13 protein-coding genes and 1 tRNA gene are annotated in these 14,289 nt (G+C 62.6%); 1 reads left to right on the plus strand and 13 read right to left on the minus strand.

Features of this window, described 5'->3' with window-relative positions; genetic code table 11:
• Nucleotides 1-336: 336 nt before the first annotated feature.
• The 12 genes from rplI to mpl form a co-directional block, all read right to left on the minus strand.
• Nucleotides 337-783: a 50S ribosomal protein L9 gene (rplI, locus tag EZI54_RS09590; RefSeq protein WP_131481383.1), complete on the minus strand. Its 447-nt coding sequence runs from the start codon at nucleotides 781-783 to the stop codon at nucleotides 337-339.
• Nucleotides 784-803: 20 nt separating this feature from the next.
• Nucleotides 804-1,670, minus strand: coding sequence for a hypothetical protein (locus EZI54_RS09595; protein WP_131481385.1), 867 nt, complete (start codon nucleotides 1,668-1,670; stop codon nucleotides 804-806).
• A 22-nt stretch (nucleotides 1,671-1,692) separates the two neighbouring features.
• A complete protein-coding gene (gene rpsR / locus EZI54_RS09600; protein WP_123635781.1) occupies nucleotides 1,693-1,923 on the minus strand; it encodes a 30S ribosomal protein S18 in 231 nt (76 codons plus the stop codon).
• A gap of 29 nt (nucleotides 1,924-1,952) precedes the next feature.
• The gene (gene rpsF / locus EZI54_RS09605) at nucleotides 1,953-2,366 is read right to left on the minus strand and encodes a 30S ribosomal protein S6 (RefSeq protein WP_131481387.1); all 414 of its coding nucleotides are present in this window, start codon (nucleotides 2,364-2,366) and stop codon (nucleotides 1,953-1,955) included.
• A gap of 185 nt (nucleotides 2,367-2,551) precedes the next feature.
• A complete protein-coding gene (rlmB, locus tag EZI54_RS09610; protein ID WP_131481389.1) occupies nucleotides 2,552-3,286 on the minus strand; it encodes a 23S rRNA (guanosine(2251)-2'-O)-methyltransferase RlmB in 735 nt (244 codons plus the stop codon).
• On the minus strand, nucleotides 3,287-5,818 hold the full coding sequence (gene rnr, locus EZI54_RS09615; RefSeq protein WP_131481391.1) for a ribonuclease R: 2,532 nt from the start codon (nucleotides 5,816-5,818) through the stop codon (nucleotides 3,287-3,289).
• A 161-nt stretch (nucleotides 5,819-5,979) separates the two neighbouring features.
• Nucleotides 5,980-6,066: transfer RNA gene (locus EZI54_RS09620), tRNA-Leu, on the minus strand.
• A gap of 207 nt (nucleotides 6,067-6,273) precedes the next feature.
• Nucleotides 6,274-8,139: a hypothetical protein gene (locus EZI54_RS09625; protein WP_131481393.1), complete on the minus strand. Its 1,866-nt coding sequence runs from the start codon at nucleotides 8,137-8,139 to the stop codon at nucleotides 6,274-6,276.
• 165 nt (nucleotides 8,140-8,304) lie between these two features.
• Nucleotides 8,305-9,444 (minus strand): acyl-CoA dehydrogenase family protein, encoded by a 1,140-nt coding sequence (locus EZI54_RS09630; RefSeq protein ID WP_131481395.1) that lies wholly within the window; start codon nucleotides 9,442-9,444, stop codon nucleotides 8,305-8,307.
• Nucleotides 9,445-9,637: 193 nt separating this feature from the next.
• Nucleotides 9,638-10,402, minus strand: coding sequence for an ATP-binding protein (locus EZI54_RS09635; RefSeq protein ID WP_131481397.1), 765 nt, complete (start codon nucleotides 10,400-10,402; stop codon nucleotides 9,638-9,640).
• A gap of 23 nt (nucleotides 10,403-10,425) precedes the next feature.
• Nucleotides 10,426-11,109: a flavin prenyltransferase UbiX gene (locus EZI54_RS09640; protein WP_131481399.1), complete on the minus strand. Its 684-nt coding sequence runs from the start codon at nucleotides 11,107-11,109 to the stop codon at nucleotides 10,426-10,428.
• Nucleotides 11,102-12,475 (minus strand): UDP-N-acetylmuramate:L-alanyl-gamma-D-glutamyl-meso-diaminopimelate ligase, encoded by a 1,374-nt coding sequence (gene mpl, locus EZI54_RS09645; protein ID WP_131481401.1) that lies wholly within the window; start codon nucleotides 12,473-12,475, stop codon nucleotides 11,102-11,104. The genes EZI54_RS09640 and mpl overlap by 8 nt, the downstream gene beginning before the upstream one ends.
• A gap of 211 nt (nucleotides 12,476-12,686) precedes the next feature.
• On the opposite strand from mpl, the gene EZI54_RS09650 reads away from it, so the two are divergent.
• Complete coding sequence (locus tag EZI54_RS09650) at nucleotides 12,687-13,949, plus strand: 6-phosphofructokinase (protein ID WP_131481403.1); 1,263 nt, start codon at nucleotides 12,687-12,689, stop codon at nucleotides 13,947-13,949.
• A gap of 68 nt (nucleotides 13,950-14,017) precedes the next feature.
• Here EZI54_RS09650 and EZI54_RS09655 read toward each other — a convergent pair whose 3' ends face one another.
• Nucleotides 14,018-14,272, minus strand: coding sequence for a GrxA family glutaredoxin (locus EZI54_RS09655; RefSeq protein ID WP_131481405.1), 255 nt, complete (start codon nucleotides 14,270-14,272; stop codon nucleotides 14,018-14,020).
• Nucleotides 14,273-14,289 lie beyond the last annotated feature (17 nt).

The raw sequence follows: 14,289 nt of genomic DNA on the forward strand, positions 1-14,289 counted from the left end.
GGAAGGGCAAGCCCTGACGTCTACGTCTGCAGCGTGGCAGCGCACCCCGTCGGAGCCCATGCTGCCCGAACCGGCGCCGGCGACCGCGACCGGACGCATCACCGGTACTGAACACGCACTCAGGATGCACAGAGACGAACCGGGAATTAATCAGAGGCTCTTAAGATAACCGTCGGCGAAGACCCCGACAAGCGATCCACGGCGGTTTTAATTTGCGCCCCGAAAACACAGAAAGGCCCGGCAGACACGAGGGTCTGCCGGGCCTTCCGGCACAGCCGTAGTCAGGCAATACGCCGGCTGTCCAGCCCTCCTTTCAGAGGGCGGACGGGTCAGCGATTACTCGGCAACGACAGTGATCTTGACGGTCACTTCGACGTCGGTATGCAGCTGCAGCTCGATGTCGTACTCGCCGATGGCGCGCAGCGGGCCTTCCGGCATCCGTACTTCGCTCTTCTCGACTTCAGTACCACCAGCTGTCACGGCATCAGCGATATCACGCACACCGATGGAGCCGAACAGCTTGCCTTCGTCACCCGCCTTGGAGGTGATGGTGAAGGCGGCACCTTCCAGCTTCTCGGCACGGGCCTGGGCAGCAGCCAGATGCTCGGCCGCCGCTTTTTCCAGCTCGGCGCGACGCGCTTCGAATTCCTTGACGTTGGCTTCGGTCGCCGGAACCGCCTTGCCAAACGGCAGCAGGAAGTTACGACCGTAACCCGCTTTTACTTTGACCTTGTCACCCAGGGAGCCCAGGTTTGCGACTTTCTCGAGCAGAATAACTTCCATCTCGTTAACCTCTTCGTACTTTATTCTGCCGGCCCGGAGGGTTTTAAACGCCCCCTGAAATCCAGCCAGCTATCCACAAACGCCAATATAAGCAACAACAACATCAGACTCGGGCTAAGCAGCACCAGGGCCAGATAGAACAGCACCAGCCAGTGGATGCTCATGTTCCGGACGCCGACGATGCCGTGGATCATGGCCAGGCCCGCGATCATCAGCGGGACGGCAGCCGCCCAACTGATCAGGGCCGTATTCAGCCCCAGCAGCGGCGCGCCAAACATGATCGCCACACACAACACGGCGACGGGCCGGCTCAGTCGCAGGGCATGGAACTCGCTCCGGAAACCGCCCGGATTGTAGAGCGTTGCCTGCCAGCTGCGCGCGAGAATCGTCACGGCCACCGCCAGCAGTTGGTAGGTCCCGGCCATACTGGCACTCATGACCTGCCTGAAAACACCCTCGAGCCGTCCACCCAGCTCACTGGCAACATCCGGGTTGTACTGCTGATAGAACGCAACCCCGGTATCCACCAGATCCTTGAGCAGCTGCGGAAACAGCAGCGGCAGTAACACACCGGTTACCAGCGCCAGACCGCTTCCGGTCAGCAGTGCCTTCTCCCAGGAGGTCGTGGTGCGCAACACCACAACCATCAAAAACACCTGGATCAAGACAAACAGAGCCGTCGGATCATTGCCCAACCAGCTCCAGCCCAGAGCCGGCAGCAGTGCCCAGAGTCCGACATTGAGTCCCTGGGAAAGACCCAGTCGCAATGTGACCAGGCCGACTACGGCCGCTCCAATCCAGAAAAGGAAGGGAAGCGCGGTGGCTACCGCCGCTACCCCACTTGCCTGCAGGGGACCGCGCATCGCAAATTGTGCTAATGCACGCATGGTCCCGAGTCCCTGTCAGCGCTTAATTGTCGTGGCTATCGGTATACGGCAGCAGGGCCAGGTAGCGCGCGCGCTTGATCGCGGTTGCCAGCTGACGCTGGTAGCGTGCCTTGGTACCGGTGATACGGCTGGGCACGATTTTGCCGGTTTCAGTGATGTAACCTTTCAGGGTGTCCAGATCCTTGTAATCGATCTCTTTGACACCTTCCGCCGTGAAACGGCAGAACTTACGACGTCTGAAAAAACGAGCCATGCTTTAACTCCTCAACAACCGGTGATGGATTACTCTTCTTCCTGAGCGCTGGCCGCCTGGCGACGCTCGCTGGACTCCTGGGAACGACGCGGACGGTCGTCGCCTGAACGACGCTCTTCACGGTTCTCGGAAGCCTTCATCGGGGACGCATCGGTATCCGCCCCATCGCGACGGATGACCAGATCACGGATGATCGCATCATTGAAGCGGAAGTTGTGAGTCAGCTCGTCGAGTACGTCCTGTGAACATTCAACGTTGAACAGAACGTAGTGAGCCTTGTGGATCTTGTTGATCGGGTAAGCCAGGTGACGACGGCCCCAGTCTTCAAGACGGTGTACGGCACCACCGGCTTCGGTGATGGTGTTGGTATAACGCTCGATCATCGCGGGCACCTGCTCGCTCTGATCCGGGTGTACCATGATAACGATTTCGTAGTGACGCATGAGTTCTCCCTACGGATTAAACAGCCTCTGACAGGAGTCCCTGAAAGAAGCAAGGAGCTGGTATCGGATACCAGATTTCAGTCCGGTTTCCCGGTTGCGCTACCGCTGGCGGCAGACAATAGAAAACCACCCCCAATTTAGGGGGTGGCGTATTTTAGGCAAGCATCGAATTGATTGCAAGGTAATCAGCTGCCGCGCTGGCGTACAGCCTCGTAGAGACAGACACCCGTTGCCACCGATACGTTCAGGCTGTCCACCGTGCCATGCATGGGAATGTTGATCAGCGTATCGCAATTCTCGCGGGTCAGGCGACGCATCCCCTTGCCTTCGGCGCCCATGACCAGGGCCACCGGACCCTTGAAGTCCGCCTGGTACAGCGTGGCCTCCGCTTCGCCGGCCGTGCCGATGATCCAGACGCCCACCTCCTGGATCGCCCGCATGAAACGGGCCAGGTTGGTCACCCGGACCAGCGGCACCGATTCAGCCGCACCACAGGCCACTTTTCGCACCGTCGGATTGAGCGAGGCGGACTTGTCCCTGGGCACCACCACCGCCTGCACGCCGGCGGCGTCTGCGCTACGCAGACAGGCTCCGAGGTTATGGGGGTCGGTAACGCCATCAAGGATCAGCAGGAACGGCGCATGCCAGCCCGACAGGGCTGCCAGCAGGTCGTCTTCCTGCCATTCGCGACTGGGAGCGACTGCGGCCACAATACCCTGGTGGACGCCATCGACCCGGCTGTCCAGCTCACGGCGGTGCACGATGTCCCAGTGCACCCCCAGGTCGTCGAGCGCGCCGGTGATGGCCTGCGCCCGCTTGTCCTGGCGACCGGTCTGGATCCAGACCTGCTGCAACCGCGCGGGATCGCGCTTGACAACGGCATCGACGGCATGCCAGCCAAAAATGAATTCCTGCGCCACTTACCTGCCCTTACCTGACTTCTTCTTTTCGGCCCCACCAGAGGCGGAGGTGCGCTTGGCCTTGCCGCTGGCGCCTGACGATTTGCCGCCTTTCCTGCCGGAGGACCTGCCCGATTTCTTCTGCGCTTCGCGGGCCGCCTCCTGGGCCAGCATCTCCTTGGCACTCAGTGGCTTTCCGCTTTTGCCGCCACCCCCTTTGGGCTTGCGACCACGGGAGCCGCGCCTGTCGTCAGACGCCTTGCCCCCACGCTCGCCCTTCGCCGGCAGCGCGTCACGATCCGCCTGGCGGCGACGGGGCTTGCTGACCAGCTCCAGATCGATCTTGCGATCCTCCAGGCCGACCCGGACCACCTGGACCCGGACCGCATCGCCGAGACGGAAGCTGATCGCCGTGCGCTCGCCTACCAGACGGTGCTTGGCCGCATCATGATGGAAATAATCGCCGGCCAGCGTGGACACATGAACCAGGCCTTCGATATAGACGCCATCCAGCTCCACAAAGAAACCGAACGGTACCACCGAGGCGATCAGGCCGTCGTATTCCTCGCCAACGTGCTCCTTGAGGTATTCGCACTTCAGCCAGGCCATGACGTCACGGGTCGCATCGTCGGCCCTGCGCTCCGTCATGGAACAATGCTCACCCAACTGAACCATCCGGGCATAGTCGTACGGATACACCGCCAACCCTTCGTCTCGCGCATCTGGCTGGACGACCGTACTATCGGCCGCGTCCCCGTGGATGATCGACTTGATCGCGCGGTGCACGATCAAATCCGGATAACGGCGGATAGGCGAGGTAAAATGGGCATAGCTGGCAAAGCCCAGTCCGAAGTGGCCACTTTCTTCCGGGCTGTACACGGCCTGACTCAGGCTGCGCAGCATGACCATCTGGATCACGCCGGCATCCGGACGTTCGCGCACCTGTTCCAATAACGCCTGGTAATCCGCGGACGTCGGCTTTTCGCCACCGCCCAACTGGAGCCCCAGCTCACCCAGGAACAGGCGCAGCGCGGCCAGACGCTCATCCGCCGGGCCGTCGTGTACCCGGTACAGCGCTGGCATTTTATGGCGCTTCAGGAAACGCGCCGTGGCCACGTTGGCGCACAGCATGCATTCCTCGACGATCTTGTGGGCGTCGTTGCGCTGAACCGGCACGATCTCCTCGATCTTGCGGGACGCGTCGAAGATGACGCGGGTTTCGGTGGTTTCGAAATCAATCGCGCCACGCTCGGTCCGGGCCGCTCTCAGCACCTTGTACAGCGCGTACAGGTCATCCAGGTGAGGCGCCACATGCGCGTAGCGCGAGCGCAATTTCCTGCCGATGCCGGATTCGGGCCGCTCCAGCATATCGCTGACGGACGTGTAGGTCAGGCGCGCCTTGGAGTGCATCACGCCCTGGTAGAACGTATAGCTGCTGATGCGACCGTTGGCACTGATGGTCATGTCGCTGACCAGGCACAACCGGTCCACTTCCGGATTCAGGGAGCACAGGCCGTTGGACAGCTTCTCCGGAAGCATCGGGACCACGTGATCCGGGAAATAGACCGAGTTGCCACGCTCCAGCGCCTCCTCGTCCAGCGGCGTCCCCGGGCGCACGTAATGGGACACATCGGCGATCGCCACGACCAGCCGGAAGCCGCCACGCGGGCGCCGCTCACAGAAGATCGCGTCATCGAAATCCCGCGCATCCTCACCGTCGATGGTCACCAGCGGCAGGTCCCGCAGGTCAACCCGGTGCTGCTTGTCCGCCTCGCTGACCGTTTCCGAAATCGCCGCGGCCTGCTCACCCACCGCCGGTGGCCAGGCATGCGGAATGTCGTAGGAGCGGATGGCGACGGCAATTTCCATCCCCGGCGCCATGTGATCGCCGAGCACTTCGACAACGCGGCCGGTGGGCTTGGTCCGCGCAGTGGGCTGCCGCATGACGTCGACCACCACATACTGACCGTGACGCGCATCGCCGCAATCGTCCTCGGCCACCATCACGTCCTGGCTGATCCGGGGATTTTCCGGCACCACGAAGGAAATGCCGCTCTCGCGGAACAGGCGGCCCACAATCTGCTGACTGCGGTGCTCCAGAACCTCGACGATGCGCCCTTCCCGGCGGCCCCGATCATCGACCCGGTCCACCCGGGCAGCCGCCCGGTCACCGTGGATCACCTGACGCATTTCCCGGGCGCTGAGGAAGAGATCGCTGCTGCCGTCGTCCGGCACCAGGAAGCCGAAGCCGTCCCGATGCCCCTGGACGCGACCGGAAATCAGGTCCGCCTCGTCGATCGGCAGATACGCCCCGCGGCGGTTACAGATCAACTGACCGTCCCGACACATGGCAATCAACCGGCGGCGCAGCGCCTCGATGCCTTCGGGCGACGTCTGCTCCAGTTCGGAACACAGGGTTTCGTGGGTTGCCGGTGCGCCACGCTGGCGCAGGTGAGCCAGGATAAACTCACGGCTCTGGATAGGATTTTCGTATTTTTTGGCCTCACGCGTTGCATGAGGATCTTCATCATTCGCTTTTTTCTTGGATACCATTAAAAAGAATGCCTTAAGCCGGCAGCCTGATGCAGAAAACAAAAAATGAGGCTGCGGTTGAATGTGGCTGAAGTATAACCCCGACGGTGCGGAGATACCTAGAAACAGGGGCTCAATAACATGACGGGGAAGTAAAAAATGCCACTTCCTGGGGGAAGAAGTGGTGCCGAGGAGAGGACTTGAACCTCCACGGGGTTGCCCCCACTAGCACCTGAAGCTAGCGCGTCTACCAATTTCGCCACCTCGGCAGATGACTTGCAGTCGGCTTCCGAGTAAACCCCGCCTTTGCAGGCGCATGATTTATCGGGCTTTCTGCTTCCGGTGAAAGACTGCCCCTCACCAGATGGCGCGTACTTTAATCATTCGGATTTCAGCTGTCAAACATTTTCCCGAAATTTTTTCTTCCCTCTTTCGACTTCCCAGGATGCCGGGCCGGCAGGCCCAGGGCCGGCTCTCTAGAGCGTGTCGGCCAGATAGTCGGAAAGGCGGATGTACTGGTAACCGACGATACCGTATAGCTCGTAGCTCACCAGCCCGGAATGCAGCCCGCCGCAGGTCCAGGCACCGGAATCCTGATATCGGGCCAGCCGCGCCTGACGCACCAGGCCGTTCTGGTCCGCGTCGATGAACGCCTCATCCCGCACACCGTCATACGCCCACTGCAGCAACGACCCGGTGTCGATGGCTGCATCGAAGAAGATGCGACGTAGGAGTTGCTGGCGCCCGTCGCGCACGTCCCAGTCCAGTTTCAAACCGGTGACGTCGCCGTTGGCCGGCACCACCCCATCCGCCATGCCGGTCGGATCACCCGTATAGTGGTAGTTCTGCTGGGCCGAGACCACGCGTGCGGCGTCCATGTTGTCCTGCGAAATGGCATCCAGGCAGGGGACCACATCGCCCCCGAGCGTCATCGCCTGGCCTCCCAGCCCGGACGAGGTGTAGGAATACGCCGGGTCCACCGCATGGCCATCGGCCACCGGCGTCACGCCGCTGCCGTTTGAGGTAACCGCCTGGAGAACGCCCTGCCCATTGTAGGCCCATGTGTAGACCTGTTGCGGCGTATCCCCCAAGGCGCTGGATGGTGCCGTGCCGTGACAGGTGGTCGCCGAGTAGAACGACGCCCGGCCGTTTTCCCAGTCGAACACCAGGCGCTCGTTGACGTCATCATCCTGCCAGTAGGGCCGGCTGGTCTGGTAATCGAGATAGAACCCGTCCAGCCCCTGGGCATTGAGCTCCGCGACCCGGCCATGCACCCTGGCCAGGCGCGTGATTTCCGTCAGCGACGGGGTCATGCAGCCATCGGCATCGATGCGCTGCAGCACGCCATCCTCGCTGTAATGGAACGTCAGCTCGGCGGCGATGCTGCCGTTGTCCTCCAGGGCGCTCTCGCTGGCTGTGCCGCCCTGTTCCGGCGCGCTGACGGTCACAGATTGCAGCAGCACCGGGTTGTCCAGGTCCAGAGGCACCTGCGGGATATCCACCGCCGCCACATCCACGTTGTCGTACAGGCCGCCGCTGCCCACCGCCTCATCCACCGCCCGGACCACGTCATCGGCATAGCCGTTGTAGCTCAGCCGCATGATGCGCAGCGCCTCGGTCGGGAACGGCGCCACCTTGCCGTCGGAACTGACCAGCCCCGATTCCATGTCGTCGGGGAACTGGGCGGCCAGGAACCGGGCCATGGCGCGGGCGTAGGCATGGGCACGTGCATCGCCGGCCCGGATATAGTCGCCGGTGAGGTTGATGCCTGACAGCCGCTGCCCCAGGTCCGTCGTCACATCCAGATCGCCTGCCACCAGGAAGCGCCGCGCATCAATCAGGGTGGTCAGCGGCGACACGAAGCGCACACCGGGCGGCGCCGACATCAGGTAGGCGTCCTGCTGCACGACGTTGCCGTCATCCGTTTCCTCTTCCGTCACCCCGGGGATGACCGTGACCACCAGCGGATAGTCGCGCCAGTCCAGGTCGGCCGCCTCGGTGGCGTCCAGCTGCAAGGCCGAGAGATCCAGCGTGTAGGCTCCACCCTCGCCCGTGATCGTCGTGGGCTCACCGCCCGCGAGCGTGATCGTCCGTTCCGGGTTGGTACCGACCGTCACGTCGACGCTGCCGCCGTCATACTGGTAGTCGCCATCCAGGTCGAGCCAGATGCGCGCCTTGTCGAGGTAGCCGTCGATCACGCGCCCGCTGACGTCCTGCGATGCGGGTTCGTAGAGCCCGTCCGTGTCGCGGCCGTCGACCGGTGAGTCCTGCAGTTCGCCGTCACCACAGGCTGTAAGCAGGAGCAGGCAGGCGCCGGTCAGGAAGAGTCGTGAACGCATCATGGCAGCAACCGTTATCCTTGTTATAGCTGTCGGAGGCTCCACTGTAGGCGATGGCCCGATTCCTATCCTTGATAGGCTTGGCAATTTGTAAATTTGGGTAACCGGCGGGGATACAGGGACGCGAAAGGCCCGGCAGCACGAAAACCGGCCGGGCGAGGTCGGGCATCAGATTGAGCGGGCAACGATCTCCTTCATGATTTCGTTGGTGCCGGCATAGATCCGCTGCACCCGTGAATCCGCCCAGGCGCGGGCGATGGGGTATTCCCACATATAGCCGTAGCCGCCGTGCAACTGCACGCACTCATCCATCACCCGGCACTGCAGGTCTGTGGTCCACTGCTTGAGCATGGCCGCGGTCGGCACGTCCAGCTTCTTCTCAAGATGCAGTTCCAGGCAGCGATCCACAAAAACCCGGGCGGCGGTGATGTCCGCCTTCATCTCCGCCATCTTGAAGCGGGTGTTCTGGAAGCCGAGGATCGGCTTACCGAAGGCCTTGCGCTCCTTCACGTAATCCCGCGTCCAGTCCCAGGCAGCCTCCGCGGCCGCCACGGCGGTCAATGCGACCTGCAGGCGCTCGGCCGGCAGCTCCTGCATCAACTGCATGAAACCCTGCCCTTCATGGCTGCCCAGCAGGTTGGCCACCGGCACCTTCACGTCCTGGAAGAACAGTTCCGAGGTGTCCTGGGCCTTGAGCCCCACCTTCTCCAGATTCTGGCCCCGCTCGAAGCCTTCCCAGGCGGTTTCGACCAAAAGTAGGCTGGTGCCCTTGGCGCCCTCCCTGGGATCGGTCTTGGCAACGACAATCACCAGATCCGCCATCTGGCCATTGGTGATGAAGGTCTTGGAGCCGTTAAGGAGGTAGTGATCGCCCTCCCGGACGGCGCTGGTTTTCACGCCCTGCAGATCGGACCCCGCACCGGGCTCGGTCATGGCGATGGCACCGATCATCTCGCCGGTGGCCAGTTTGGGCAGGTATTTCTGCTTCTGCTCCCCGGTGCCGTAGTTGAGGATGTACGGCGCCACGATGTCCGAATGCAGCGCCCAGCCCAGGCCGGATGTGGAGGCCCGCACGATTTCCTCCATGATCACCGCGCTGTAGCGGAAGTCGGCGCCGACGCCGCCGTATTCCTCCGGCAAACAGGGGCACAGGAAGCCCAGTTCACCGGCCTTGCGCCAGATGTCCCGGCTGACCTGGCCGTCCTTTTCCCACTGGGCGTGGTGCGGCACCGCTTCCTGCTGGAGGAACTTGCGAACGGAATCCCGGAAGCCTTCGAGATCGGCATCGAACAGGGTGCGTGGAATCATGGGTAACCTCTGCGTTTTTGTTCCGGGCGCCCGCTGCCGGGCAGCGGGCGCGCCAATCGTGTGGTGTCAGAGGTTTCCAGTCTCCGGCGGCGGGCCGGATCCCACAATGGTGAAAAGCATCAATCCGGTTGGCGAAAACGACCGCGGCGCCCGAAGGCGCCGCGTCAGGGAAGAACAGGGAAAGCCGGTCGAGTCAGCCGAAATAGTCCGAGTAGGCGTTGTAGAAATGCTGCGCCGCGCGACCGCTGCGCCCCCCCTTGCCCAGCGCAAAACGGATGGCCAGCCTGTGCAGTTCCTCCCGGTCTTCCACCTGCGGGAACAGCGCATCCACCACATGCAGGTACGCCTCCTGGTTGAAGGGATAGAACGACAGCCAGAGACCAAATCGGTCGGACAACGAGACCTGCTCCTCGATGGCCTCCCCAGGGTGAAGCTCGCCGTCGACGACTTCCGCCTGTTGATTGTCCTTCATGTACTCTGGCATCAGGTGCCGGCGGTTGGAGGTGGCATAGACCTTGATGTTCTCCGGCGGACTCTCGATGGAGCCCTCCATTACACTCTTCAGGGCCTTATAGGTGCCCTCGCCCCTCTCAAACGACAGGTCGTCGGAGAAAATGATGAAACGGTAATCCAGGTCACGCAGGTCATCGACGATTTCCGGCAGGTACAGCAGGTCGTCCCGATCCACTTCCACAATCCGCAGTCCCTGGTCGAAATAGGTATTGAGGATCGCCTTGATCAGCGAGGACTTACCCGTCCCCCGTGCGCCCCAGAGCAGCGCATTGTTGGCCGGCTGGCCACGCAGGAAACGCTCGGTGTTGGTAACGAGCTGCTGTTTCTGCCGGTCCACTTCCAGCAACTGGTCAAGGCGCACCGGGTCGATCTGTTTCACGGCGCGCAGGGCATTGCGATGGCGACGCCAGATGGCAGCGGGAGTGGTTTGCCAGTCGATGCTCATAAAGTGCGGTTCCTGCTTGGTTTTCAGTCGGCCGGTGGCTTCGATGGACCGGCGAGCTTCCGGGACACGCGTTCCGCGCCCCAGCGGGGCATCAGGTCCTGCGGCAGGTCCAGGTGATCGAGGATACGCGCGACGATGAAGTCCACCATGTCCGCCACGGATTCGGGGTGGTGATAGAAGCCGGGGCTGGCCGGCATGATCACCGCGCCCATACGCGTCAGGCGCAGCATGTTGTCCAGGTGAATCTCGGAATACGGGGCTTCGCGTGGCACCAGGATCAGCGGGCGCCGCTCCTTGAGCGCCACGTCGCCGGCCCGTTCGATCAGGTTGTTGCTGGCACCGGTGGCCAACGCCGACAGGGTGCCGGTGCTGCATGGGCAGATCACCAGCGGGGCGCGGCTGCCGGATCCGGATGCCGGCGGCGCAAACCAGTCCTCGCGGCCAAACACCAGTAACTGATCGGCCTCAGCGCCATAACGCTCAGCAAGGAACGCCTGCATGGCGTCCGGGCTGCCCGGCAATGACAGCTCCGTTTCCGTCGCCACCACGACCTGGGCGGCCTTGCTGATCATGAAGTGCACGCGGCATCCCGCCGCCAGCAGGCACTGCAACAGTCGCAGGCCGTACCGGGCCCCGGAGGCGCCGGTCAGGGCCAGGTTAACAGTGGGTCGTTTCGCCGCGGAATGCGTGGGCTTGCCTTCAGTCAAAAGTCTGCTCCAGTCTTGCGATCAGCTTGCCGTGAATACCACCAAAGCCGCCGTTGCTCATCACCACGATATGGCAGGGGACCGGCAGGTCGTCCAACACCTGGCCGATCAGCCCCTCGACGGTGGTGGCGGTGCTGTGCCGGGGATCGTCCGCCGGCACCAGCGATTTCAGCCAGTCCATGTCACTGAGGTTAGCCCAGATCACCCGGTCCGCCTGCTCGCTGCTGGGCAACAGGGTCTCCCGATGCACACCCTGCTGCATGGTGTTCGAGCGCGGCTCGATCAAGGCGATGATGGGCTCGTCTCCGACCTTTTTACGCAACCCGTCCAAAGTCGTGGCAATCGCCGTGGGGTGATGGGCAAAATCATCGTAGACCCGGACGCCCTTCACGTCCGCCAGCAATTCCATGCGCCGTTTGACGCCGGAAAAACGGTTCAACGCGGCAATGGCATGATCCGGCGTAACGCCCACATGACGGGCGGCCGCAATCGCCGCCAGCGCGTTGCGGACGTTGTGCAGCCCGGTCTGCTGCCAGCTCACCGTGGCCACCGGCTGATCATGGTGAACCACCATGAAGCGGCTGCCGTCGTCCGCCAGCAGTTCGGCACGCCAGTTGGCCTGGTCCACCTCGCCGGCCACCGAGGTGGTCTGCAGGCCGCTCCAGCAGCCCATGTCCAGGGCCGCATCCAGGTGCACGTCCCGCGCCGGGCGGACGATCAGGCCGTTGGACGGCACGGTCCGCACCAAGTGGTGAAACTGGCGTTCGATGGCTTCCACGTTGTCGAAGATGTCCGCGTGGTCGAACTCCAGGTTATTGAGAATCAGCGTACGGGGCCGGTAATGGACGAACTTGGAGCGCTTGTCGAAGAAGGCGCTGTCGTACTCATCCGCCTCGATCACGAAGAAATCGCTGCTACCCAGACGCGCGGAGACGCTGAAATCCCTGGGCACCCCGCCCACCAGGTAGCCCGGCTCGAAACCCGCCTGCTCCAGTATCCACAACAGCATGGAGGTGGTCGTGGTCTTGCCATGGGTGCCGGCCACCGCCAACACCCAGCGCTTGCGCAGCACCTCCCGGGTCAGCCACTCCGGGCCGGACATGTAGTCGATGCCGCGGTTGAGCACGGCCTCGACTTCCAGGTTGCCGCGGGACATGGCGTTGCCGATCAGCACCAGGTCCGGCGCCGGCTTGAGGTTATCGGCGCAGTAGCCCTCCATCAGCTTGATGCCCTGGGCTTCAAGCTGGGTGCTCATGGGCGGGTAAACGCCCTGGTCGGAGCCGGTCACCTTGTGCCCGGCCTCCCGGGCAAGTACCGCGAGACTGCCCATGAAGGTCCCGCAGATACCGAGGATGTGGATATGCATGTTGGTCCTGTTTCCGTTCGGCCATCGACGACCGTTGACTCAAAGACTGAAGCGTCCTGTATCGCTGCGGCGGCGTCAAGCGGGCAGGCTCCCGAAAGGAATCATCCTGCCGATTTGCCGTTGCCGGATCCTACAAGACCGTCATGAAATGTACCCGAGATTAACGTATGATTCGCGCGAAGTGACCAATCTGCAGGAGGCGCCAGGAACCATGGCCATCAAGAACGCGTTTTACGCCCAGTCTGGCGGTGTCACCGCCGTGATCAACGCCAGTGCCTGTGGTGTGATTGAGACCGCCCGCAAGCACCCGGAAGCGATCGGCACGGTCTACGCCGGCCGCAACGGTATTATCGGGGCCCTTCGGGAAGAACTGATCGATACCAACGAGGAAAGCGACGAGGCGATCGCCGCGCTGATGTATACACCGGGCGGTGCCTTCGGCTCCTGTCGCTACAAGCTGAAGAACTTCAGCGAGAACAAGCGCGAGTACGAGCGCCTGATCGAAGTGTTCCAGGCCCACAACATCGGCTACTTCTTCTACAACGGCGGCGGCGATTCCCAGGACACCGCGTTCAAGGTGTCCCAGCTGGCCGAGCGCATGGGCTACCCGATTACCTGCATCGGTGTCCCCAAGACCGTCGACAACGACCTGCCGTTCACCGACTGCTGCCCGGGCTTCGGCTCGGTGGCCAAGTACATCGCCACCTCCACCCTGGAAGCCAGCCTGGACATCCAGTCCATGTGCGAATCCTCCACCAAGGTCTTCATCCTGGAAGTCATGGGCCGCCACGCCGGCTGGATTGCCGCAGCCGGGGGTCTGGCCGGCCAGGGCGAAGGCGCGCCGCCGCACATCATCCTGTTCCCGGAAATCCCGTTCGACCGCGATGCGTTCCTCAAGCGGGTCGAACACTGCGTGGAAAATTACGGCTACTGCGTGGTCGTCGCTTCTGAAGGCGCCCAGTATGAAGACGGCCGCTTCCTCGCCGACGCCGGCAGCAAGGACGCCTTCGGCCATACCCAGTTGGGCGGCGTGGCGCCGGCACTGGCCAACATGACCAAGCAGGCCCTGGGCTACAAGTATCACTGGGCGGTTGCCGATTACCTGCAGCGCGCGGCGCGCCACATTGCCTCCGCCACCGACGTGGAACAGGCCTACGCCGTGGGCAAGGCCGCGGTGGAGATGGCCGTGGCCGGCAAGCAGGCGCTGATGCCGACCATCGTGCGCGAGCAGTCCTCCCCCTATCGCTGGCACATCGGCGAAGCGCCGTTGAGCGAAGTGGCAAACCAGGAGAAGAAGATGCCGATCCACTTCATCACTGACGATGGCTTCGGCATCACCCAGGACTGCCGTGAATACCTGTCGCCGCTGATCAATGGCGAAGCTTTCCCGCCGTTCGAGAATGGCCTGCCCAGAGTCGCCAGGCTGCAGAAAGTGCTGGCCGAGAAGAAGCTGCGGACCGCGTTCGATATCTGAGGCTTTCCCTGCCGCACAAAAAAGGCGCCTCGTCATCCGGGCGCTTTTTTTTGTCCGTCCGCTCGCGGTCAGGCCAGGGAGGCGGCCTCCCGCTGCTGCACATAGATGGCAAACTCGGTAAAGCCACCGATATGCTGATCGCCGACAAGGATCTGCGGCACGGTGTAGACCGGCCGTCCGATCCTTTCCCCGATGTCCGCCTTGCTGATGCCTTCGGCAATCATATCCACGAACTGAAAATCGTAGCCCTTTATTTCGCACAACTGGCGGGCACGGACGCAAAAACCGCAACTCATGCGACCATAGATGGTAACGCGGTCCATCTTCGACCTCCTCGGAT

Origin of the sequence: Marinobacter halodurans (genome assembly GCF_004327985.1) — a bacterium.
Classification (GTDB): Bacteria; Pseudomonadota; Gammaproteobacteria; order Pseudomonadales; family Oleiphilaceae; genus Marinobacter_A; species Marinobacter_A halodurans.

Bases quoted from the DNA above. Each gene is read 5' to 3' on its own strand.
- EZI54_RS09625 (WP_131481393.1), bottom strand. From the start codon at position 8,139: ATGATGCGTTCACGACTCTTCCTGACCGGCGCCTGCCTGCTCCTGCTT.
- EZI54_RS09635 (WP_131481397.1), bottom strand. From the start codon at position 10,402: ATGAGCATCGACTGGCAAACCACTCCCGCTGCCATCTGGCGTCGCCAT.
- EZI54_RS09650 (WP_131481403.1), top strand. From the start codon at position 12,687: ATGGCCATCAAGAACGCGTTTTACGCCCAGTCTGGCGGTGTCACCGCC.
- rpsF (WP_131481387.1), bottom strand. From the start codon at position 2,366: ATGCGTCACTACGAAATCGTTATCATGGTACACCCGGATCAGAGCGAG.
- rnr (WP_131481391.1), bottom strand. From the start codon at position 5,818: ATGGTATCCAAGAAAAAAGCGAATGATGAAGATCCTCATGCAACGCGT.
- rplI (WP_131481383.1), bottom strand. From the start codon at position 783: ATGGAAGTTATTCTGCTCGAGAAAGTCGCAAACCTGGGCTCCCTGGGT.
- EZI54_RS09630 (WP_131481395.1), bottom strand. From the start codon at position 9,444: ATGATTCCACGCACCCTGTTCGATGCCGATCTCGAAGGCTTCCGGGAT.
- mpl (WP_131481401.1), bottom strand. From the start codon at position 12,475: ATGCATATCCACATCCTCGGTATCTGCGGGACCTTCATGGGCAGTCTC.
- EZI54_RS09595 (WP_131481385.1), bottom strand. From the start codon at position 1,670: ATGCGTGCATTAGCACAATTTGCGATGCGCGGTCCCCTGCAGGCAAGT.
- EZI54_RS09655 (WP_131481405.1), bottom strand. From the start codon at position 14,272: ATGGACCGCGTTACCATCTATGGTCGCATGAGTTGCGGTTTTTGCGTC.
- rpsR (WP_123635781.1), bottom strand. From the start codon at position 1,923: ATGGCTCGTTTTTTCAGACGTCGTAAGTTCTGCCGTTTCACGGCGGAA.